This is a genomic window from Streptomyces atroolivaceus (assembly GCF_000717025.1).
Taxonomy (GTDB): domain Bacteria; phylum Actinomycetota; class Actinomycetes; order Streptomycetales; family Streptomycetaceae; genus Streptomyces; species Streptomyces atroolivaceus.
Window position 1 is genome coordinate 677,990 of sequence record NZ_JNXG01000002.1, and the last position, 19,673, is coordinate 697,662.

The following is a 19,673-nucleotide window of genomic DNA, read 5'->3' on the forward strand; positions in this document are numbered from 1 at the left end:
ACCCGCACATTCGAGAGAGGGACGAGCACACATGCGCGAACACCGGAACAAGAGGAAAACCCTGGGCCTCGGAGCCCTGCTGACGGCTCTGCTCCTGGCCGTCGGCGGAATCCTGACCGGCGGTCTCGCCTCACCCGCGGGTGCGGCGACGCTCCCGGCGGCCGGCCAGACCTACCAGCTGGTGGTGAAGAAGAGCGGTAAGTGCATCGACGTGCCGGCTGCGTCGGCGGCGAACGGTGTGTTGTTGCAGCAGTGGGGGTGTACGGAGGGTGCGGCGTGGCAGCAGTTCACGCTGGTGGCCGACGGGTCGGGGAAGTACCGGCTGGTGAACCGGAGCAGCGGCAAGTGCGTGGATGTGCCCGGTTACTCGAAGGTGAGCGGGGTGCAGCTCCAGCAGTGGGGGTGTGCGGGGCAGACGAACCAGCAGTGGACGCTGACGCCGAGCGGCACGGACACGTATCAGACGGGCGGCGCGGCCGGCCCGACCGTCACCGTCAGGAACTACGCGGACCTGGCGAAGTACGTGACCGCCTCCGGGCCCTACGTCATCAAGGTCGCGGCCGCGATCACGGTCAGCCCGTACGGCCATGAGATACCGGTGAAGTCCGACAAGACGATCATCGGCGTCGGCACCTCGGGCCAGATCGTCGGTGGAGGCTTCTTCCTCGGCACCGGCGTCCACAACGTCATCATCCGCAACCTCACCATCCGCGACACCCGGATGACCGAGGACGACCCCGACGACAAGGACTACGACTACGACGGCATCCAGATGGACACCGCCGACCACGTCTGGATCGACCACAACCGCGTCGAGCGGATGAACGACGGGCTCATCGACAGCCGCAAGGACACCAGCTACCTCACCGTCTCCTGGAACGTCATGGGTGAGCAGAACAAGGCCTTCGGCATCGGCTGGACGGACAACGTCACCGCCCGGATGACCATCCACCACAACTGGATCCACGACACCAATCAGCGCAACCCGAGCATCGACAACGTCGCCTTCGCGCACCTCTACAACAACTACATGCAGAACGTGAAGTCGTACGGGAACCTCTCGCGCGGGGCCTCGAAGACCGTCATCGAGAACACCTACTACCAGAACGTGGCCAACCCGTACAACATCGACACCACCGCCGCGTCCCTGACCCAGACCGGCAGCATCTGCGTCTCCTGCACGGGCGAGCAGCGGACCAACGGGACGACCTTCAAGCCGTCCGACCACTACGGCTACACCCTGGACCCGGCCGCGGACGTCCCCGCCCTGCTCAAGCAGTACGCCGGCCCGCAGAGCAACATCGGCGGCTGACGCGGCACCTCCCGGCTGCCCTGTTCTGCCGACAGCAGATCCGCCCGGCGCGGAAGGCTTTCCCCTCCCGCGCCGGGCGCTTCCTTCCTACGCTGGGGCGATGAGCAGCCACGTGCCGAACCGCGCCCGCGTCATCCCCCTGCGTCCCGCGCCCGCCGCCAGGGAGCCCCTCTGGCGGGACGTCGTCGGGGACGTCCTGCGCCGCGAGCGGCTCGCCCAGGGGCGGACGCTCAAGGACGTGGCCCAGGACGCCCGGATCTCCATGCCGTACCTCTCCGAGGTCGAACGCGGCCGCAAGGAGGCGTCGTCGGAGGTGCTCGCGGCGGCTGCGCGTTCGCTCGGGCTCGGGCTGGCCGACGTACTGTCCCTGGCCCAGCGGGACCTCGCCCGGCAGAGCCGGACCGCACCGGCCCGGGCGGCCTCCATGGGCGAGGTGCGACTGGCCGCCTGAGCCGCCGGGAGAGCGCTCAGGCCCCGGCCCAGTACGCGGCCAGCACCTCCCCCTCCGCGAAGTCACGGCGCGGCAGACGCAGGCCGAGGGACTCCTCCAGGGCGTGGAAGTACAGCTCGAACGTGCTGGTCAGTTCGGGATGGTCCAGCTCGGCACGGCGCAGAGCCCGGTTGACGAAGTCCAGTTCACCGCCCCGCAGGAAGGGGGCGCGGCCGTGTTCGTACCAGATCAGCTCGACCGCGCCCATGTCGTCGGCGACGCGCCTGCCGTCCCGCACGTAGTCGAAGGTGTAGATGGCCTTCGCGGAGGTGGCGGTCAGCCACACGCTCTCCCTGATCCCGAGCGCCGCGTACGCCTCCTTGTCTGCGAAGGCCCCCGGCGGCGTTTCGTGGTGCAGCAGGAATGTCCACCCGCCCGCCTGCCCGAAACAGCAGCTCTTCCACTGCCTGTCCCAGTGGGCCCGGCCGCTGTCCACGGCCTTCAGGTCCTTCAGGCGTGTACCGGCCGCGACCTGCGCGGGATCGGCCCCGTAGAGCAGGGCGAGCCGCTCGGCGTCGACGGTTCGCCCGGGCGCCGTGCGGAAGAAGGCCAGCGTCGTGTACGGAGCCTGCTCACGCCAGGACCCGGCTATCCAGGCGAGACCCTCCAGCGGATCGCGCCCGCACGCCTCGAGCGTCCCCGGGTCGTCCAGGCCGCCGGCGCGGAACCGTCTGCCCCACCCCGGATCGATCCGGCCCAGGGCGTCGGCCACCTCCCCGAGGACGCCGCCGCGCTCCCGCATCGCGGCCTCGGCGATCAGGTACAGCACCTGTTCGAGGTCGCGGGTGGCGAAGGCCTCCTGGTAGGGACCGTGACGGCCGTGCACCGTGCCGTCCTCGTCCAACAGCAGGAACAGGCCACCTTCCCCCGCCTCCTCGGCGCGCTCGGCCCACTCCTCCAGCTCGTCCTCCGAGTACGTGACGGGCGGCAGCCCGACCCCGGCGAGCAGGGCGTGTCGTGCGGCTGCCCGCTGCCAGGCCTCTGCGAGCGTCCGCTTGGTGATCTCCATGGGCGGCAATATAGGAGGGGACACCGACAACCGGCCGACCCCGTCGGCCCGTCACCATGTCCTACGGGGCAGGCGTACCACTTCTTCGGTGCGGCCCGCCCGGCCCTGCGGGCGAACCCCGGCGCCGCCGTGGGCCCAGGAGCGACACCGGACGAGCCCACGCCCGCGCCGGGCGCGAGCTCGTCGGACGGCTACTCCGCAGCGGTCGGCGCAGGAGCGATCCCCGTCGGGCAGGCGCGGCCCCAGTTGGTCTCGGAGGGGGACTCCAGGGTGGCGCCCGTGCCGCCGATGCCGCAGTAGCCGTCGGGGTTCTTGTCCAGGTACTGCTGGTGGTACGCCTCGGCGGGCCAGAAGGTGCGGCCCTCCGCCGGGAGGATCTCCGTGCTGATCGTGCCGAAGCCGGCGCCCGTCAGCACCTGCTGGTAGGCCTCGCGGGACGCCTCGGCCGCCTCGGCCTGCTCGGGGGAGTGGGTGTAGAGCGCGGAGCGGTACTGCGTACCCACGTCGTTGCCCTGGCGGAAGCCCTGGGTCGGGTTGTGGGACTCCCAGAAGAGCTTCAGGAGCTCGGCGTAGCTGACGACCGCCGGGTCGAAGACGACGCGGACCGCCTCCGTGTGGCCGGTGAGGCCCGAGCAGGTCTCGTCGTACGACGGGTTCTCGGTGTAACCGCCCTGGTAGCCGACGAGAGTCGTCCAGACACCCTCCGTCTGCCAGAACTTGCGCTCGGCTCCCCAGAAACAGCCCAGTGCGAAGTCGGCGACCTCCAGGCCCTGCGGGTACGGGCCCGTCAGCGGGTTGCCGAGGACCGTGTGGCGGGACGGCACCGTGAATGCGGGGGTGGGGCGGCCGCGCAGCGCCTCCTCCGGGGTGGGGAGCTGCGGGGTGCGGTGGGTCAGGAACATGCGGGGCTCCTCCGGGGGGTCGGGGTTCGGTCCGTACAACGCCGAGGGGGCGCTGTGGATTCCGCGGTCTCAGGCCGCGGGTGCCGGGGGGTCGCGACGCTCGTCACCTTCACGGTTTCCGCCCGCCGGGTGCTCGTAGGAGGCCATGTACGCGGCGGTCTTCCTCCTCGCCCGCAGCCAGAAGTAGACGGCGAGGGCTATCAGGATGACGGGGATCAGTCGTGCCATGGGTGTGCCGGTCCAATCCGGAGGGGGCGGGGTCGTGCCGGGTCAGTGGAGCAGGGTCGCCGGGCTGCCGCCGTTCGCCTCGTAACCGGCGACGGCCAGCGCCCGGTACACCGTGTACTCGGCGGCCGGGTCCGGATTCTGGGTCCAGGGCAGCGCGCCCACGTGGCCGTCGATGTGGACGAGCTGGTGCATCGCCTCCGACCAGCGTTCCATGCGGACCAGGAAGAGGACCAGCAGGTGCCGGACATGGGCGAGCATCGGGTCGTCCGGGCGGGCCGCGTGCACGGCGAACATCGCGCCCTCGACCGCCTTCGACACGACGACGCCGCGGTAGAAGCCCTGCACCAGATTGACCTCGGGCAGGTGCTCGTACACGGCGAACAGCGGCAGCGCGGCGAGCAGCGAGCCCTGCGGGGCACGGGCGGCGGCGGTCGTCGCGAAGCGGTCGGCCTCCTCGCGGGAGCCGTGCCACTTCTCGCACCAGAAGTGCAGGGCCGCGATGTGCGCGCCCATGTGCGCGGGGGCGCGGTCGATGATCTTCACCCAGAGCTGGTCGAACTCCTCGTGGGAGTAACCCAGTCCACGGGCGACGGCCAGCTCCACGATGTACGGGATGGGGTCCCCCGGCGCCAGCAGGGCCGCCTCGCCGCAGACCGTGCGGGCCTCCTCCAGGATGATCCGGAAGTCGTCGGTGCCCACCGTGCCGGTGCGCCACGCCTGCTGCACCAGGAACTCCGCGTGCACCGCCGCGGCGCCCGCGTCCTTCGGGGCCTCGGCACGCCACGTCCTCAGCCACGCCCCTCCGGCGCCGGGCCGCTGGGCCAGCTCCAGGGAGGCGGCACCGGCGAACGCCTGCACCCGCTGCCAGCGGACCTCGCCCTCCTTGGGCGTCCCCGCGAGCAGCTGGGAGGCGGCTTTCCAGCTCTGGATGGCCTGGACGACATCGAGGACGTCGAGGAGGTCCTGGTCGGGACCCGGCATCCGGACGTCCAGCTCCTCCTGGCGGGCGAAGCCGTAGGTGTCCGGGTCGGCGGCGTCGGGCGAACCGGGCGCGACCTGGCGGATGCCGCCACGGCGTCGCAGCATGATCGGACCCACGACGGCGACGAGCATGCACACGGCGAGCAGGAACCACAGAATCTCCATGCGGTCCATTGTCCCCGGACGGGTATCCGGGCGGCGAGTGGCCTGTAAGTCCCCGCCCGACGAACTACGCTCGGGCCCCATGAGCGACCATCACAGCTTCGAGACCCTTGCGATCCATGCCGGCAACACGGCGGATCCCCTCACCGGCGCCGTGGTCCCGCCGATCTACCAGGTGTCCACGTACAAGCAGGACGGTGTCGGCGGCCTGCGCGGCGGTTACGAGTACAGCCGCAGCGCCAACCCCACCCGCACCGCACTGGAGGAGAACCTCGCCGCCCTGGAGGGCGGCCGCCGCGGGCTCGCCTTCGCGTCGGGCCTCGCCGCCGAGGACTGCCTCCTGCGTACGCTGCTGACGCCCGGGGACCACGTGGTCATCCCGAACGACGCCTACGGCGGCACCTTCCGGCTGTTCGCGAAGGTGGCCTCGCGCTGGGGCGTGGAGTTCTCGGTCGCGGACACCTCCGACGTGAGCGCGGTGCGGGCGGCCCTCACCCCGCGTACGAAGGCGATCTGGGTGGAGACACCGTCCAACCCGCTGCTCGGTATCACCGACATCGCGGCCGTCGCCGGAGTGGCCCGGCAGGCGGGCGCGCGGCTGGTCGTCGACAACACGTTCGCCAGCCCCTACCTGCAGCAGCCGCTCTCGCTCGGCGCCGACGTCGTCGTGCACTCCACCACGAAGTACATGGGCGGCCACTCGGACGTGGTCGGCGGCGCGCTCGTCGCCAGCGACCCGGAGCTGGCCGAGGAGCTGGCGTACCACCAGAACGCCATGGGCGCCGTGGCAGGGCCCTTCGACGCGTGGCTGGTCCTGCGCGGCATCAAGACCCTCGCTGTCCGCATGGACCGCCACGACGAGAACGCCACCAAGGTCGCCGACCTGCTGACCCGGCACCCCAAGGTGACTCAGGTCCTCTACCCGGGGCTGCCGGAGCACCCGGGCCACGAGGTGGCCGCCAAGCAGATGAAGGCGTTCGGCGGGATGGTGTCGTTCCGTGTCGCGGGCGGTGAGGAGGCGGCGGTCGAGGTCTGCAACCGCGCCGAGCTCTTCACGCTCGGAGAGTCGCTCGGCGGTGTGGAGTCGCTGATCGAGCACCCGGGCCGGATGACGCACGCCTCCACCGCCGGTTCCCTGCTGGAGGTGCCGTCCGACCTGGTCCGGCTGTCCGTCGGCATCGAGAACGCCGACGACCTGCTGGCCGACCTGACGCAGGCACTCGGCTGACGGCGCGCCGTCCCTGCGGGCCGGGACGGACCCGGCCGCGGGGACGGCGCGTACGACGCTCAGACCGCGACCTTCTCGTCCTCCAGGGAGGCGCGGACCTGCTCGCGCAGTTCCGGGCTGTCCGTGTGCTCGTGGACCGAGACGGCGTGCTCGGCGGCGGCGCGGACGACCTCGTCCTCCTCACCGGAAATGGTGAGCGTGCAGTTCGAGACGCTCGGGTACTTACGGCAGTCGGCGACCTTGCGTGTCATGGCGGGCCTCCTCGACTCGCGAGTGCAGGCCCTTCCAGGATAGATCCGGACGCTGGAGGAAGAAGGCCGGTCAGTTCTCCTGCACCGGCTGGTACGCCGCCTGCCGGGCGGCCAGCGAGGCGTTGAACCGGGTCAGCAGGGTGCAGAAGGTGTCGCGCTCGTCCTCGGTCCACTCGCCGGTGACCTGGGACATCAGCTCACGCCGCGAGGCGCGGACCTCCTCCAGGCGGGACTGGCCCCGCGGCGACAGCTGCAGTACGACGGCACGCCCGTCCTCCGGGTGGGAGGTGCGCTTGACCAGGCCCGTGTCGACCAGGGGCGCGACCTGGCGGGTCACGGTCGAGGAGTCGATCCCCATGCCGGCGGCCAGCGCCTTGACGCCCATGGGGCCTTCCACGTCGAGCCGGTTGAGCAGCAGGTAGGCCGCCCGGTCCATCGAGTTGCGGACCTGGCCGACACCGCCGAGGCGGGTCTGCTCGGCACGGCGGGCGAAGACGGCCACCTGGTGCTGGAGTGCGTCGAGCAGGTGGTCCGTTCCCGGATGTCCGGGGGTCGCGCCCCCGGAAGGAGACGCAGCAGTCGTCATGTCCTGAGGGGGCATGGCCGGGGGCTCTCTTCGTGCGGTGTCGGATGGGTGGGGGACAGAGTACGCGGCCCCGGGGCAACGTGTACCAGCGCTGCACAAACCTGTGGACACCACCGCAGGCCGCCATGAGATGCGACGGCCCCGACGGCTCCGAGCTGCAAGACTTGCTGTCATGACCTTCCGTACGTCAGGCCCCTTTCCGCCGCTGATCCTCGACGACGTCCGGGGCGCGCAGAAGATGCTGTCCGGGGTGGCAAGAACGACCGGGATGGAGGGAAGCCGCCATCTCAGCTCCCTCGTCGGTGCGCCGGTCCACTTCAAGTGCGAGAACCTCCAGCGCACCGGTTCGTTCAAACTGCGTGGCGCGTATGTGCGGATCGCCGGCCTCAGCCCCGTCGAACGGGCGTCCGGAGTAGTGGCCGCGAGTGCCGGAAACCATGCGCAGGGTGTAGCACTCGCGTCTTCTTTGCTCGGCGTACGCTCCACCGTCTTCATGCCGGTCGGCGCGCCCCTGCCGAAGGTCGCCGCGACCCGGGAGTACGGGGCGGAGGTCCGGCTGCACGGACATGTCGTCGACGAGACGCTGGCAGCCGCCCAGGAGTACGCGGAGGAGACCGGAGCCGTCTTCATCCACCCCTTCGACCACCCGGACATCATCGCGGGGCAGGGCACCGTCGGCCTGGAGATCCTCGAACAGTGCCCGGAGGTCCGCACCATCGTCGTCGGCGTCGGAGGGGGCGGTCTCGCCGCCGGGATCGCGGTCGCGGTGAAGGCGCTGCGCCCCGACGTGAAGATCGTCGGTGTCCAGGCGGCGGGCGCGGCCGCGTTCCCGCCCTCGCTGTCCGCCGGGTACCCGGTGGCGGTCGACCCGGTGCAGACCATGGCCGACGGGATCAAGGTGGGACGTCCCGGCGATCTCACGTTCCCGCTGGTCCAGGAGCTGGTGGACGAGGTCCGTACGGTCTCCGAGGACGAGCTGTCCAGTGCGCTGCTGCTGTGTCTGGAGCGGGCGAAGATGGTCGTCGAGCCGGCCGGGGCGAGCCCTGTCGCGGCGCTGCTGAGCGATCCGGAGTCGTTCCGGGGGCCCGTCGTCGCCGTGCTGTCGGGCGGCAACGTGGACCCCCTGCTGATGCAGCGCGTGCTGACACACGGCATGGTCGCGGCGGGCCGGTACCTGGGGCTGCGGCTGCGGCTCACCGACCGGCCGGGGGCGCTGGCCGCGATGCTCGCCACGCTCTCCGTCGCCGACGCCAACGTGCTCGACATCAGCCACGTACGGACCGATCCCCGGCTCGGGCTCACCGAAGCCGAGGTGGAGCTCCACCTGGAGACCAAGGGGCCGGAACACTGCGAGGAGGTCGCCTCCGCGCTGCGGGCCGCGGGCTATCTGGTGCGGTCCTGAGCGGCCGGGCCCCCGTAAAACCTGTTGTCGCTCGCGATGTATCGCGTTAACGTGCATCGCCGAACATTCCGGTGTTCCCGGTCCCGCGGGGCCGGAAACTCTACGATCCGCTCAGGAATTCACGCGAAGCAACTGGGGGAAGCCCGTATGCCAGGCGCCATCTATGCCGAAGGCCTGGTGAAGACCTTCGGCGATGTACGAGCACTGGGCGGCGTCGATCTCGACGTACCCGAAGGCACCGTCCTCGGCCTGCTGGGGCCCAACGGCGCCGGCAAGACGACAGCCGTACGTGTCCTGACCACCCTGCTCCAGCCGGACAGCGGGCGGGCTGTCGTGGCGGGCATCGACGTCCTGAAGAATCCCGACGAGGTTCGCCGCTCGATCGGCCTCTCCGGCCAGTTCGCGGCCGTCGACGAGTACCTCACAGGCCGCGAGAACCTCCAGATGGTCGGGCAGCTCTACCAGATGAGCGCGCGTGACGCGAAGAAACGGGCCGGTGAGCTCCTGGAGAAGTTCAACCTCGCCGACGCGGCCGACCGCACCGCGAAGACGTACTCCGGAGGCATGCGCCGCCGCCTCGACCTGGCTGCCGCCCTCGTCGTCTCCCCGCCGGTGATGTTCATGGACGAGCCCACCACCGGGCTCGACCCGCGCAACCGGCAGCAGCTGTGGGAGGTCATCGAGGAGCTCGTGGCGGGCGGTACGACACTGCTGCTGACCACGCAGTACCTGGAGGAGGCCGACCACCTCGCCCACGACATCTGCGTCATCGACCACGGCAAGGTCATCGCCCGCGGCACCTCCGACCAGCTCAAGGCCCGCACCGGCGGTGAGCGGGTCGAGGTCGTCGTCCACCAGCCCGACCAGATCGAGCCCGCCCGCTCGGTGCTCGCCGCGTACGGCAAGGGGGAGATCTCCGTCGCCGAACACACCCGCAAGCTGACCGTCCCGGTCACCGGCGGGGCCAAGCTGCTCGCCGAGGTCATCCGCGATCTCGACACCCGCGGCGTGGAGATCGACGACATCGGTCTGCGCCGCCCCACCCTCGACGACGTCTTCATCTCGCTCACCGGCCATGCCGCCGAGCTGGAGAGGAACGGCGGGAACGCATCGACCGAGGCCGCACAGGGCCGGAAGGAGGACGGCAAGTGAGTGCCGTCACGGACACGCCGAACCTGGCCCCGCTCAAATCACGCGGGGCGATCAGCCGGTCGGTGGCCGACTCGCTGGTCGTCGCCCGGCGGAACCTGATCCGGATGGCCAGGATCCCCGAGATGGTGATCTTCGGCCTGGTCCAGCCCATCATGTTCGTGGTGCTGTTCACCTATGTGTTCGGCGGTTCCATCAAGGTGGGCAGTTCCCTCTCGTCCACGGCCTACAAGGAATTCCTGATGGCCGGGATCTTCGCCCAGACCGTCACCTTCGCCACCGCCGGCGCCGGAGCGGGTATCGCGGACGACATGCACAAGGGGCTGATCGACCGCTTCAGGTCTCTGCCGATGGCCCGCGGCGCCGTCCTCACCGGACGTACCCTCGCCGACCTCGTGCAGACCGCGCTCACCCTCGTCGTGCTCGCCGGTGTGGCACTGATCATCGGCTGGCGGACCCACGAGAACATCGGCAAGGTGCTGCTCGGCTTCCTGCTGCTGCTCCTGCTCGGTTACGCGTTCTCCTGGATCGGTGCGCTGATCGGCCTCGTCGTGCGCACTCCGGAGGCGGCCACGTCCGGCGGACTGATCTGGCTCTTCCCCCTGACGTTCATCTCGAACGCCTTCGTGGACGCCAACCAGATGCCGACCGTCCTGCGCCACATCGCGGAATGGAACCCCTTCAGCGCCACCGTGGCGGCCTGCCGCGAACTGTTCGGGAACGTGCCGCCGGGCTTCGTCACCTCGGACGCCTGGCCGATGCAGCACCCGATCCTCGCCTCGGTGATCTGGTCGGTCCTGATCATCGTGGTCTTCCGCACCCTGGCGGTCCGCAGGTACCGCTCGGCCACCGCCTGAACCCGCACGACGACGGAGCCCCGGCCGCACGTGCGGCCGGGGCTCTCTGCGTGCTGGGGGGATCAGCCCTGGTACGGCTTCGCCGAGACGATCTTCACCGTGGCCTTCTTGCCGTTCGGCAGCTCGTACTCCGCGTCGTCCCCCACCCGCTTGCCGTTCACGCCCGTGCCGAGCGGGGACTGGGGGGAGTACGTCTCGATGTCCGTGCTCGCGTACTCGCGGGAGGCGAGCAGGAAGGTGACCGTGTCGTCCGGGTCGCCGTCGAAGGCGATGGTCACGACCATGCCGGGCTCGACCACGCCGTCGTCGGCGGGGGCCTCGCCGACCTTCGCGTGCTCCAGGAGTTGGGTCAGCTGGCGGACCCGGAGCTCCATCTTGCCCTGCTCCTCCTTGGCCGCGTGGTACCCGCCGTTCTCGCGGAGGTCACCCTCCTCGCGGGCCGCCGCGATCTTGACGGAGATCTCCGTGCGCGCGGGACCAGACAGGTACTCCAGCTCCGCCTTCAGCTGGTTGTACGCCTCCGGCGTGAGCCAGGTGACGTTATCGCTGGTCTGGGTCACAGGGTGCTCCTCGTCGGTGCTGGGAATACAAAGCAACGCCCTACCCCAAGCATGCGCTGCCACGGGTGGGCGAAACAACGAGCCTAACAATTCCGCGCGAAAAGGGGGAGAAGGTAAATCGTCACACGCGTATCCGCGCAGGTCGGTGCGGGAGCGTGGGCATCGGAGGCGGCGCGCGCCCTGCGCGGTCAGCCGCCCGCGGCGCACCCCTTCAGCTCGACCGCCGTCGCCCTGGAGGTGGTGCGCAGGGAGACGACCTCGTCGATCCGGCCGGTGCGCTCGTCGAACCGGAAGTCCGCCCGCCCGACCTCACCGCCGTCCTCGCTCAGGGCGCGGAGCGTGCAGTGCCCGTCGGCGTCCCGTTCCTTGCGGACCTCGAGATGGGCCTCGGCGAGGCCGTCCGAGACGATCCGTGACTTGATGACCTCGGCGCTGATGTCCTGGCCGGCCACGTAGTCGTAACCGAACCAGCCGACCATGGCGAGGAAGGCCACACCGAGCACCGAACCGATGATCTTCAGCTTGCGGTCCGCGCGCTCGTCCTGCGACCGGCCGTAGCGCCCTTCGGGCAAGGCCTCGCGGACCGCTGCCATGATCGTTCCTCCCGTGACGGAGATCGAGGAATTTTCCACCCCCCGGTTCAGTCACTATAGAAGCCGACCACTGCGACCAATCACTGAGGACCGAGTCTTGACCGAGCAGCTGAGACTGATGGCCGTTCACGCCCACCCCGACGACGAGTCGAGCAAGGGCGCGGCCACCATGGCCAAGTACGTGTCCGAGGGGGTGGACGTCCTCGTCGTCACCTGCACAGGGGGCGAGCGGGGATCCGTCCTCAACCCGAAGCTCCAGGGGGACGCGTACATCGAGGCGAACATCCACGAGGTGCGCCGTAAGGAGATGGACGAGGCCCGCGAGATCCTGGGCGTCAAGCAGGAGTGGCTCGGCTTCGTCGACTCGGGTCTGCCCGAGGGGGACCCGCTGCCTCCGCTGCCCGAGGGCTGCTTCGCGCTGGAGGACGACGAGACGGCGGCGGGGCGTCTCGTCGCGAAGATCCGCGCCTTCAGGCCGCAGGTGATCACCACCTACGACGAGAACGGCGGGTATCCGCACCCCGACCACATCAAGACCCACACGATCTCCATGATCGCGTTCGACGGCGCCGCGGACACCGAGAGGTTCCCCGAGGCGGAGTTCGGCCCGGCCTTCCAGCCGCAGAAGCTCTACTACAACCAGGGCTTCAACAAGCCGCGGACGGTCGCCCTGCACGAGGCACTCCTCGCCCGTGGGCTGGAGTCCCCGTACGGCGAGTGGCTGGAGCGCTGGAAGGAGTTCGAGCGCGCAGAACGCACGCTGACCACGCACATCCCGTGCGACGACTTCTTCGAGATCCGTGACAAGGCGCTGATCGCGCACGCGACGCAGATCGATCCGGACGGCGGCTGGTTCCGGGTGCCGATGGACGTCCAGCGGGAGGTCTGGCCGACCGAGGAGTACGAGCTCGCCAAGTCCCTGGTCGCTACTTCCCTCCCCGAGAGCGACCTCTTCGCGGGCATCCGCGACAATGCCTGATATGTACGCGACCCAGGCACTGACGCAGTTCGTTCCGCTCGCCGCCAAAGAGCTCGACGAGAACAAGGTGACTCCCGGCGTCCTCGGCTTCCTCGTCTTCGCGGCGCTCGCCGTCGGGGTGTGGCTGCTGATGAAGTCGATGAACCGCCACATGGGCAAGGTCGACTTCGAGGAGGCCCCCGACCCGGCGGCGGAGCCCGCGGGCACCGACGGGAAGGCGGAGGCGGCCACCTCGGGCACGGCGAGGACGACGGCCTCGGGCAAGAGCTGACGCGGCGGGGCCAGGCAGTCGTCCCGGCCCGCCACGGCCCTCTCTCAGGGCCGCACGCCCACCGGCACTCCCATCACCTCGCGGGCGTGCCGGGACGGCGTCAGTCCGAGGCGCCAGGCCTGCCAGCCGTCGTCCAGGTCCACCCCACGGTTCAGGACCACGCGGAAAGCCTCCGCGCAGTCCTGCAGCTCGGCGTCCCGCAGCGGGTGGGCGGCCTCCAGCAGGTCCGCGAGTTCCTGCTGGGCCACCGCCGTGCCCACCTCGCTGCCGCCCGGTGAGGCGTACGGCAGTAGCGTGCACCGCAGGAACGCCGCCCAGTCGCCGCCCCGGACGTCGCCGTACGACGCGAACAGGGTGACGGCTTCGCCGCAGAGTTCCAGCGCCTGCGCAGCGCGGTTGTTGCCGCCGTCGATCAGGGCCAGCTCCAGGCAGGCCCAGGCCTCGCCGTGGGCCACCCCGATCCGCTTGAAGTCCGCCCGGGCGTCCACCAGGAGCTGCCGGGCGAAACCGGAGTTGCGCAGGTTGCCCGTCTGCGTGGCCCGCTGGTCGCGTGTGACACGCCCCGAGTGGTGGCGGGCGCACGCCAGGCCGTACACGTCCCGCATCCGGGAGAACATCGTGCGCGCCCGCTCCAGCTCCCGTACCGCCTGGTCGGTGTCGCCGTCCTCCTCCAGCGCCTGCCCCAGGTAGTACCGCGTCCACGCCTCGCCGCGCGCGTCCTCGTTGCCCCGGTGCCGGGCGAGGGCCCCGCGCAGCTCCTCTACCGCCGGAGCGGCGTCGCCGTCCAGCAGCCGGGCGCGGGCCAGCTGGGTCAGGGCCCAGGCCTCGCCGCGCTCGTCCCGGGTGCGGCCGTACAGGTCGAGCGCGGTGGACAGCTCCTCCTCGGCCCTCGCGACCTCGCCCATCCGCAGGCAGACCTGGCCGAGCTGGAAGTGTGTCCAGGCCTCGCCGTGCAGCGACTCGCCCTCGCGGTGCAGGGCGAGCGCGGTGTCCAGCAGGGTCAGGGCCTCGGCGAGGTCGGCGCGGTCGCGTTCGACGGCGGCCAGGGCGTGCAGGGACCAGGCCCGGTCCTCCGCCAGTTCCGGCGATGCCTGCAGGGCGAGCGCCTCCCGGAGCCGCGCCGAGGCCTCACTCAGGTTCCCCTGGTGGTGCAGCGTGATGCCGAGCGAGCAGAGCGCGAGGGCGGCCCCCGCGTCGTTGTGGGCCTCGCGGTAGAGGCCGACGACGGAGGAGAGCGTGGTGCGGGCCTTGTCGAGCTCCCCGAGCTGCCGGGCCGCGATGCCGGTGCGCCACTGGACGGACCGCTCCAGGAGCCCCTGGTCGACGGCCTGCGTCAGCTCGCTGATCTCGCCGAGCCGGTAGAGGTCGCCGCGCAGCAGGCAGTAGTCGCACAGGGCGCCCAGGAGGTGGAGCACCGCCCCCTGGTCGACGCCCTCCGTGTGCCGCAGCGCCGAGGTGATGAAGCTCGACTCGTCGTCCAGCCAGCGCAGGGCGGCGTCCAGCGAGCTGAAGCCGTGCGAGCCGAACTGCCCGGCGCGGGTGGACATCTTGCCGTCCACCATGCGGATCACCGCGTCGGCCAGTTCCGCGTAGTTCTGGATGAGGCGCTCCTGCGCGGCCGTGCGGTCGGCCGCCGGTTCCTCGTCGAGCAGCCTCGCCAGGGCGAAGTCCCGTACGAGGTCGTGCAGCCGGTAGCGGGCCCCCCGCACGTGGACGAGGAGCCCGGCCCCGGCCAGGGCCTCCAGCAGGCGGCCGGCCTCCTGCTCGTCGGAGGAGAGCAGAGAGGCCGCCGCGGCCGCCCCCAGGCTGGCGCGTCCGGCAAGGGCGAGCCGCCGCAGCAGCCTGCGGGCCGCGTCGGACTGGTCGGTGTAGCGCAGCCACAGGGCACGCTCCACGGGTGCGACCGGACCGTAGGCACCGAGGGCGGCCGCGAGCTCGGCCCGCGTACGCGCGCCGAGGGCGGAGCCCGCGACCCGCAGGGCGAGTGGCAGCCCGCCGCACAGCTCGACGACGGTGTCGGTCGACGGGTAGTCGTACGGTCCGGCCTCCTCGTCGTGTGCCGACTCGCGCAGCAGCTCCTCCGCCCCCGCCGCGTCCAGACCGCCGACGGGCAGGTGGTACACCCGGGCCGGGGTGTCCTCGGGCAGCTCCAGGGGTTCGCGGGCGGTGACCAGGACGAGACTGTCGGAGCGCTCGGGCACGAGCGTGCGCACCTGGGCCGCGTCGGTGGCGTCGTCCAGGACGATCGTGACGGGCGTGCCCGCCAGATGCTGGTGGTAGAGCTCGCCCAGGCGCCGTACGTGCTGTTCGGCGGAGGACCTCTCCCGGAAGAGCAGCTGTTCGCGCGGCGCCCCCAGCCGGTTGAGCAGGTGCAGCAGGGCGTCCCGTGTCGGCAGCGGGGCCTCCCCGGCGACCTCGCCCCGCAGGTCCACCACGCATGCCCCGCGGAACTGGTCCTTCAGCGCGTGCGCGGCCCGCACGGCGAGTGTGGTGCGCCCGGAGCCCGGGGCGCCGTGCAGGACGACGACGGTCGGCCTGGTCTCGGTCGCGGCCCGGGCGGCGTGCACCCACCGGGCGATCTGCGCCAGTTCGGCGCGGCGGCCCGCGAACGGCCCGTCCACCGCGGGCAGATGACCGAAGGACTGTTCGAGGAGTGAGCGGGTGCGTGCGGCTCCACTGCGGTCGCCGCCGCGCAGCTGCGCCACGACGGAAGCGCCCGACTTCTTCGGCGGCCGGGTGGAGGCGGTCAGCATCCGCTGCTGGTCGAGGAACGGGCGGATGCCCCGCACCTCCAGGGCCGTCAGCCACGCCAGCCGCAGCTGTTCAGGGCCGCCGGGCTGGTTCCGTTCGCCCGCCCTGCGGTGGGCGGCCGGCCAGTGCGAGGCGGTCACCCGGGCCACCGTAGCGGTCGTCCCCGCGACGGCGACGACCGCGCCCGCGCCGAGGGCGAGACCGGTTTCGGTGCCGAGTGCGAGGTCCGCGCCGAACGCGGCCGCCGCGGCAACGCCCGTCACCAGCATCGGTGTTCCCAGCGACGCCCGGCTGAACCGTGCCGACAGCGGCTGCCGGCCGGCCCCCGCGGCGTCGAGCGCGCGGGTGTAGGTGGCGTACTCGTCGGCGGCGCCCGCCGCCATGGTGTCGAGCGCGCCCCGCGCACGCGCCAGCAGCGCGCCGGAGTCCGTCCGGCCTCCTGTCCGCCGTGCCTCTTCCTCCACGGCACGTACCAACAGCCGTTCGGCTTCCGCCCGATGGCTGTCCCGCATGCGTCCCCCTAGGTTCCGGCTGCTCCGCCCCGTCCGGCTGTCACGGGCGTCCAGTGTCCTGCGTACGGCCCGTCAGCGCGAGAGAGCGGGGCGATCGACCGGCGGGGGATCGGTGTGCGCAAGGAGCGCGTCGGAGGAGGCCCGCGGGGGCGGTGCCGCCTGCTCGGGTCGACCGCGCCGCCGGGCGGGATGCCGGTCGTCAGGTGGCTTGCAGGTCCACGGTGACGGAGAAGGGCGCGGCGGCCTTGATCACGCCGGTGAACATCTCGCCGTCCCGGTACGCCTTGGTGGCGGGGTCCTCCTCGGACCAGGAGTCGTACTGCTCCGCGCTGATCTGGAGGTGCATCCATGCGGGTGCGATCATCATGCCGGCGGTCATGAACGTGCCTCCTTCGAGGATGCTCGTCAGTTCCGGTGCTGCTCGGATCGGCCTACTGTTCCGTGCTGTCCAGGGGCTTGGTCCGCCGAGGCTCCGGGCGGGTGCCGGAGGCCCGAACCTCCTCACCCCGGTGAGCCCGTCCCCCCCGCCGTCACCCCCGGTGCGCAAGGATTGGGGTATGGCCAACCGACTTGCGCAGACCACTTCCCCGTACCTCCTCCAGCACGCCGACAATCCCGTCGACTGGTGGCCGTGGTCGCCCGAGGCGTTCGAGGAGGCCCGCCGCCGCGGCGTCCCCGTGCTGCTCAGCGTCGGCTACGCCAGCTGCCACTGGTGCCATGTGATGGCCCACGAGTCGTTCGAGGACGCGGCCACCGCCGACTATCTCAACGCGCACTTCGTGCCGGTGAAGGTCGACCGCGAGGAGCGGCCCGACGTCGACGCCGTGTACATGGAGGCCGTGCAGGCCGCGACCGGCCAGGGGGGATGGCCGATGACCGTCTTCCTGACCGCCGAGGCCGAGCCCTTCTACTTCGGCACGTACTTCCCGCCCGAGCCCCGCCACGGCATGCCCTCCTTCCAGCAGGTGCTCGAAGGGGTCGTGGCCGCCTGGTCCGACCGGCGCGAGGAGGTCGCGGAGGTGGCCGGGCGCATCGTCCGTGACCTGGCGGGCCGCTCCCTGACCACCGGGGAGGGGAACCTGCCGGGCGAGCCGGAGCTGGCGCAGGCGCTGCTGCGGCTGACGCGGGACTACGACGAGAAGCACGGCGGTTTCGGCGGCGCGCCCAAGTTCCCGCCGTCCATGGTCATCGAGTTCCTGCTGCGTCACCACGCCCGTACGGGCGCGGAGGGCGCCCTGCAGATGGCCGCCGACAGCTGTGCGGCCATGGCGCGCGGCGGGATCTACGACCAGCTCGGCGGTGGTTTCGCGCGCTACTCCGTGGACCGGGAATGGGTCGTCCCGCACTTCGAGAAGATGCTCTACGACAACGCCCTGCTGTGCCGCGTGTACGCCCATCTGTGGCGGGCCACGGGATCGGACCTGGCCCGCCGGGTGGCCCTGGAGACGGCCGACTTCATGGTGCGGGAGCTGCGGACCACCGAGGGCGGTTTCGCCTCGGCGCTGGACGCGGACAGCGAGGACGCGCAGGGGCGCCACGTCGAGGGCGCCTTCTACGTGTGGACGCCCGCGCAGCTGCGCGAGGTGCTGGGTGAGGAGGACGCCGCCTTCGCCGCCGAGCACTTCGGCGTGACCGAGGAGGGCACCTTCGAGGAGGGGTCCTCCGTCCTGCGGCTCGTGGGGGCCGGGGAGACGGACACCACCGACGCCGCGCGGGTCGACGACGTACGGGCCCGGCTGCTCGCCGCACGTGAGCTGCGGGTACGCCCCGAGCGCGACGACAAGATCGTCGCCGCCTGGAACGGACTGGCGATCGCCGCGCTCGCCGAGACCGGGGCCTATTTCGGCCGCCCGGACCTGGTCGAGCGGGCCACCGAGGCCGCGGACCTGCTGGTACGGGTGCACATGGGTGACGTCGCCCGGCTCTGCCGCACGTCGAAGGACGGCCGCGCCGGGGACAACTCGGGGGTCCTGGAGGACTACGGCGACGTCGCCGAAGGGTTCCTCGCGCTCGCCTCCGTGACGGGTGAGGGCGCGTGGCTGGAGTTCGCCGGCTTCCTGCTGGACATCGTGCTCCAGCACTTCACCGGGGAGGGCGGACAGATGTTCGATGCCGCCGACGACGCGGAGCAGCTCATCCGGCGTCCGCAGGACCCCACCGACAGTGCCACCCCGGCCGGCTGGACCGCCGCCGCGGGCGCGCTGCTCTCCTACGCCGCGCACACCGGATCCGAGGCGCACCGCACGGCGGCCGAGGGTGCCCTCGGGATCGTCGGGGCGCTCGGCCCGAAGGCACCCCGGTTCATCGGCTGGGGCCTGGCGGTCGCCGAGGCGCTGCTGGACGGCCCCCGGGAGGTCGCGGTGGCCGGTCCGGTCGCCGGGGAGCTGCACCGGGCGGCTCTGCTGGGGCGGGCGCCCGGTGCGGTCGTCGCGGCGGGCGAGGGGCCGGACGCCGGCTACGAGTTCCCGCTGCTGGTGGACCGGCCGCTGGTGGGCGGTGAGCCGACCGCGTACGTCTGCCGGCACTTCGTGTGCGACGCGCCGACGACGGACGCGGGGGAGCTCGCCGCCAAGCTGGGCGGCTGAGGCGAGGTGCGGCGAAGGGCCGGCCGTGGTGGCCCGGCCCTTCGCCGCACCGACGGCTCACTGCTGGTAGGCGACCAGGGAGATCCCGATGTAGTGCGCGACGAACGCCGCCAGTGTCAGTGAGTGGAAGACCTCGTGGAAGCCGAAGTAACGCGGTGAGGGGTTCGGGCGCTTGAGGCCGTAGATGACGCCTCCGGCGCTGTAGAGCAGCCCGCCGGCGACGACGAGGACCAGTACCGTGATGCCGCCGGTGCGCATGAAGTCCGGCAGGAAGAACACCGCGGCCCATCCCATGGCGATGTAGCACGGGGTGTAGAGCCAGCGCGGGGCGCCGACCCAGAACACGCGGAAGGCGATGCCGGCCGCCGCCGCGCCCCAGATCGCCCACAGGAGCGGGCGGCTCGTGGACTCCGGCAGCAGCAGGAGGGCCAGCGGCGTGTAGGTGCCCGCGATGATCAGGAAGATGTTCGCGTGGTCGAGCCGGCGCAGCACCGCTTCGCCGCGCGGCCCCCACGTACCCCGGTGGTAGACCCCGCTCACCCCGAACAGCAGGCAGGCGCTGAGCACGTACACGGCGCAGGCGACCCGCGCGCGTGAGCTGTCGGCCAGGGCGATCAGGGCGATTCCGGCGATGACCACCGCGGGGAACATTCCGGCGTGCAGCCAGCCGCGCATCCGTGGTTTGACCGGGACGGGGTCGGTGAGTTCGACGGGGCCGGACTCGGAGGCGGCAGAAGTCATATCCGCATGCTACCTACGCTCCCGTAGGTGCCGTCATGAGTGGCGATGCTCACGTGTGCGGCCCTCTGGACATATGGGCGGGATGGTCGGATGATCAAATGAGTGCGGTCGGCACCGGATGAGC

The 19,673-nt window shown here is 71.3% G+C and carries 19 protein-coding genes and 1 pseudogene; 9 read left to right on the forward strand and 11 right to left on the reverse strand.

Annotated elements, in window-relative coordinates:
• The first annotated feature begins 31 nt into the window (after positions 1–31).
• A complete protein-coding gene (locus OO67_RS06400; protein ID WP_051709180.1) occupies positions 32–1,312 on the forward strand; it encodes an RICIN domain-containing protein in 1,281 nt (426 codons plus the stop codon).
• Positions 1,313–1,412: 100 nt separating this feature from the next.
• Positions 1,413–1,763: a helix-turn-helix domain-containing protein gene (locus OO67_RS06405; RefSeq protein WP_033297876.1), complete on the forward strand. Its 351-nt coding sequence runs from the start codon at positions 1,413–1,415 to the stop codon at positions 1,761–1,763.
• A gap of 16 nt (positions 1,764–1,779) precedes the next feature.
• Here the strand turns inward: OO67_RS06405 and OO67_RS06410 are convergent, their stop codons facing one another.
• From OO67_RS06410 to OO67_RS06420, 4 genes are all read right to left on the reverse strand, one after another.
• Positions 1,780–2,811 (reverse strand): hypothetical protein, encoded by a 1,032-nt coding sequence (locus OO67_RS06410; RefSeq protein ID WP_033297877.1) that lies wholly within the window; start codon positions 2,809–2,811, stop codon positions 1,780–1,782.
• A gap of 191 nt (positions 2,812–3,002) precedes the next feature.
• Complete coding sequence (gene msrA, locus OO67_RS06415) at positions 3,003–3,713, reverse strand: peptide-methionine (S)-S-oxide reductase MsrA (RefSeq protein WP_033297878.1); 711 nt, start codon at positions 3,711–3,713, stop codon at positions 3,003–3,005.
• 69 nt (positions 3,714–3,782) lie between these two features.
• On the reverse strand, positions 3,783–3,941 hold the full coding sequence (locus OO67_RS38910) for a hypothetical protein (RefSeq protein WP_167748634.1): 159 nt from the start codon (positions 3,939–3,941) through the stop codon (positions 3,783–3,785).
• A gap of 42 nt (positions 3,942–3,983) precedes the next feature.
• On the reverse strand, positions 3,984–5,087 hold the full coding sequence (locus OO67_RS06420) for a hypothetical protein (protein ID WP_033297879.1): 1,104 nt from the start codon (positions 5,085–5,087) through the stop codon (positions 3,984–3,986).
• 79 nt (positions 5,088–5,166) lie between these two features.
• Between OO67_RS06420 and OO67_RS06425 the strand changes: the two genes are divergently transcribed.
• Complete coding sequence (locus OO67_RS06425; RefSeq protein ID WP_033297880.1) at positions 5,167–6,312, forward strand: cystathionine gamma-synthase; 1,146 nt, start codon at positions 5,167–5,169, stop codon at positions 6,310–6,312.
• 59 nt (positions 6,313–6,371) lie between these two features.
• Here OO67_RS06425 and OO67_RS06430 read toward each other — a convergent pair whose 3' ends face one another.
• Together OO67_RS06430 and OO67_RS06435 are read right to left on the reverse strand one after the other, a co-directional pair.
• The gene (locus OO67_RS06430; protein WP_033297881.1) at positions 6,372–6,563 is read right to left on the reverse strand and encodes a DUF1059 domain-containing protein; all 192 of its coding nucleotides are present in this window, start codon (positions 6,561–6,563) and stop codon (positions 6,372–6,374) included.
• 70 nt (positions 6,564–6,633) lie between these two features.
• Positions 6,634–7,164 (reverse strand): MarR family winged helix-turn-helix transcriptional regulator, encoded by a 531-nt coding sequence (locus OO67_RS06435; protein WP_033297882.1) that lies wholly within the window; start codon positions 7,162–7,164, stop codon positions 6,634–6,636.
• Between the two features lie 157 nt (positions 7,165–7,321).
• On the opposite strand from OO67_RS06435, the gene ilvA reads away from it, so the two are divergent.
• From ilvA to OO67_RS06450, 3 genes are all read left to right on the forward strand, one after another.
• Entirely contained in the window at positions 7,322–8,551 is a 1,230-nt protein-coding gene (ilvA, locus tag OO67_RS06440) for a threonine ammonia-lyase (RefSeq protein ID WP_033297883.1), read from the forward strand.
• Positions 8,552–8,698: 147 nt separating this feature from the next.
• Positions 8,699–9,703, forward strand: coding sequence for a daunorubicin resistance protein DrrA family ABC transporter ATP-binding protein (locus tag OO67_RS06445; RefSeq protein WP_033297884.1), 1,005 nt, complete (start codon positions 8,699–8,701; stop codon positions 9,701–9,703).
• Complete coding sequence (locus OO67_RS06450) at positions 9,700–10,557, forward strand: ABC transporter permease (RefSeq protein ID WP_033297885.1); 858 nt, start codon at positions 9,700–9,702, stop codon at positions 10,555–10,557. Before OO67_RS06445 ends, OO67_RS06450 begins: the two co-directional genes overlap by 4 nt.
• A 62-nt stretch (positions 10,558–10,619) precedes the next feature.
• Here the strand turns inward: OO67_RS06450 and greA are convergent, their stop codons facing one another.
• Both greA and OO67_RS06460 read right to left on the reverse strand, forming a co-directional pair.
• Entirely contained in the window at positions 10,620–11,117 is a 498-nt protein-coding gene (gene greA, locus OO67_RS06455) for a transcription elongation factor GreA (protein ID WP_033297886.1), read from the reverse strand.
• Between the two features lie 188 nt (positions 11,118–11,305).
• Complete coding sequence (locus OO67_RS06460; RefSeq protein WP_033297888.1) at positions 11,306–11,710, reverse strand: DUF4307 domain-containing protein; 405 nt, start codon at positions 11,708–11,710, stop codon at positions 11,306–11,308.
• Positions 11,711–11,807: 97 nt separating this feature from the next.
• Between OO67_RS06460 and mca the strand changes: the two genes are divergently transcribed.
• Positions 11,808–12,689 (forward strand): mycothiol conjugate amidase Mca, encoded by an 882-nt coding sequence (gene mca, locus OO67_RS06465; protein ID WP_033297889.1) that lies wholly within the window; start codon positions 11,808–11,810, stop codon positions 12,687–12,689.
• Position 12,690: 1 nt separating this feature from the next.
• Complete coding sequence (locus OO67_RS06470) at positions 12,691–12,960, forward strand: hypothetical protein (RefSeq protein WP_033297890.1); 270 nt, start codon at positions 12,691–12,693, stop codon at positions 12,958–12,960.
• Positions 12,961–13,004: 44 nt separating this feature from the next.
• Here the strand turns inward: OO67_RS06470 and OO67_RS06475 are convergent, their stop codons facing one another.
• Positions 13,005–16,223: a tetratricopeptide repeat protein gene (locus OO67_RS06475; RefSeq protein WP_033297891.1), complete on the reverse strand. Its 3,219-nt coding sequence runs from the start codon at positions 16,221–16,223 to the stop codon at positions 13,005–13,007.
• A 199-nt stretch (positions 16,224–16,422) separates the two neighbouring features.
• Positions 16,423–16,521, reverse strand: a pseudogene (locus OO67_RS40770) (Uma2 family endonuclease); the annotation flags it as partial.
• A gap of 259 nt (positions 16,522–16,780) precedes the next feature.
• On the opposite strand from OO67_RS40770, the gene OO67_RS06485 reads away from it, so the two are divergent.
• Positions 16,781–18,808: a thioredoxin domain-containing protein gene (locus OO67_RS06485; protein WP_033297895.1), complete on the forward strand. Its 2,028-nt coding sequence runs from the start codon at positions 16,781–16,783 to the stop codon at positions 18,806–18,808.
• 57 nt (positions 18,809–18,865) lie between these two features.
• Here the strand turns inward: OO67_RS06485 and trhA are convergent, their stop codons facing one another.
• On the reverse strand, positions 18,866–19,549 hold the full coding sequence (gene trhA, locus OO67_RS06490; protein WP_033297897.1) for a PAQR family membrane homeostasis protein TrhA: 684 nt from the start codon (positions 19,547–19,549) through the stop codon (positions 18,866–18,868).
• Positions 19,550–19,673: the final 124 nt, after the last annotated feature.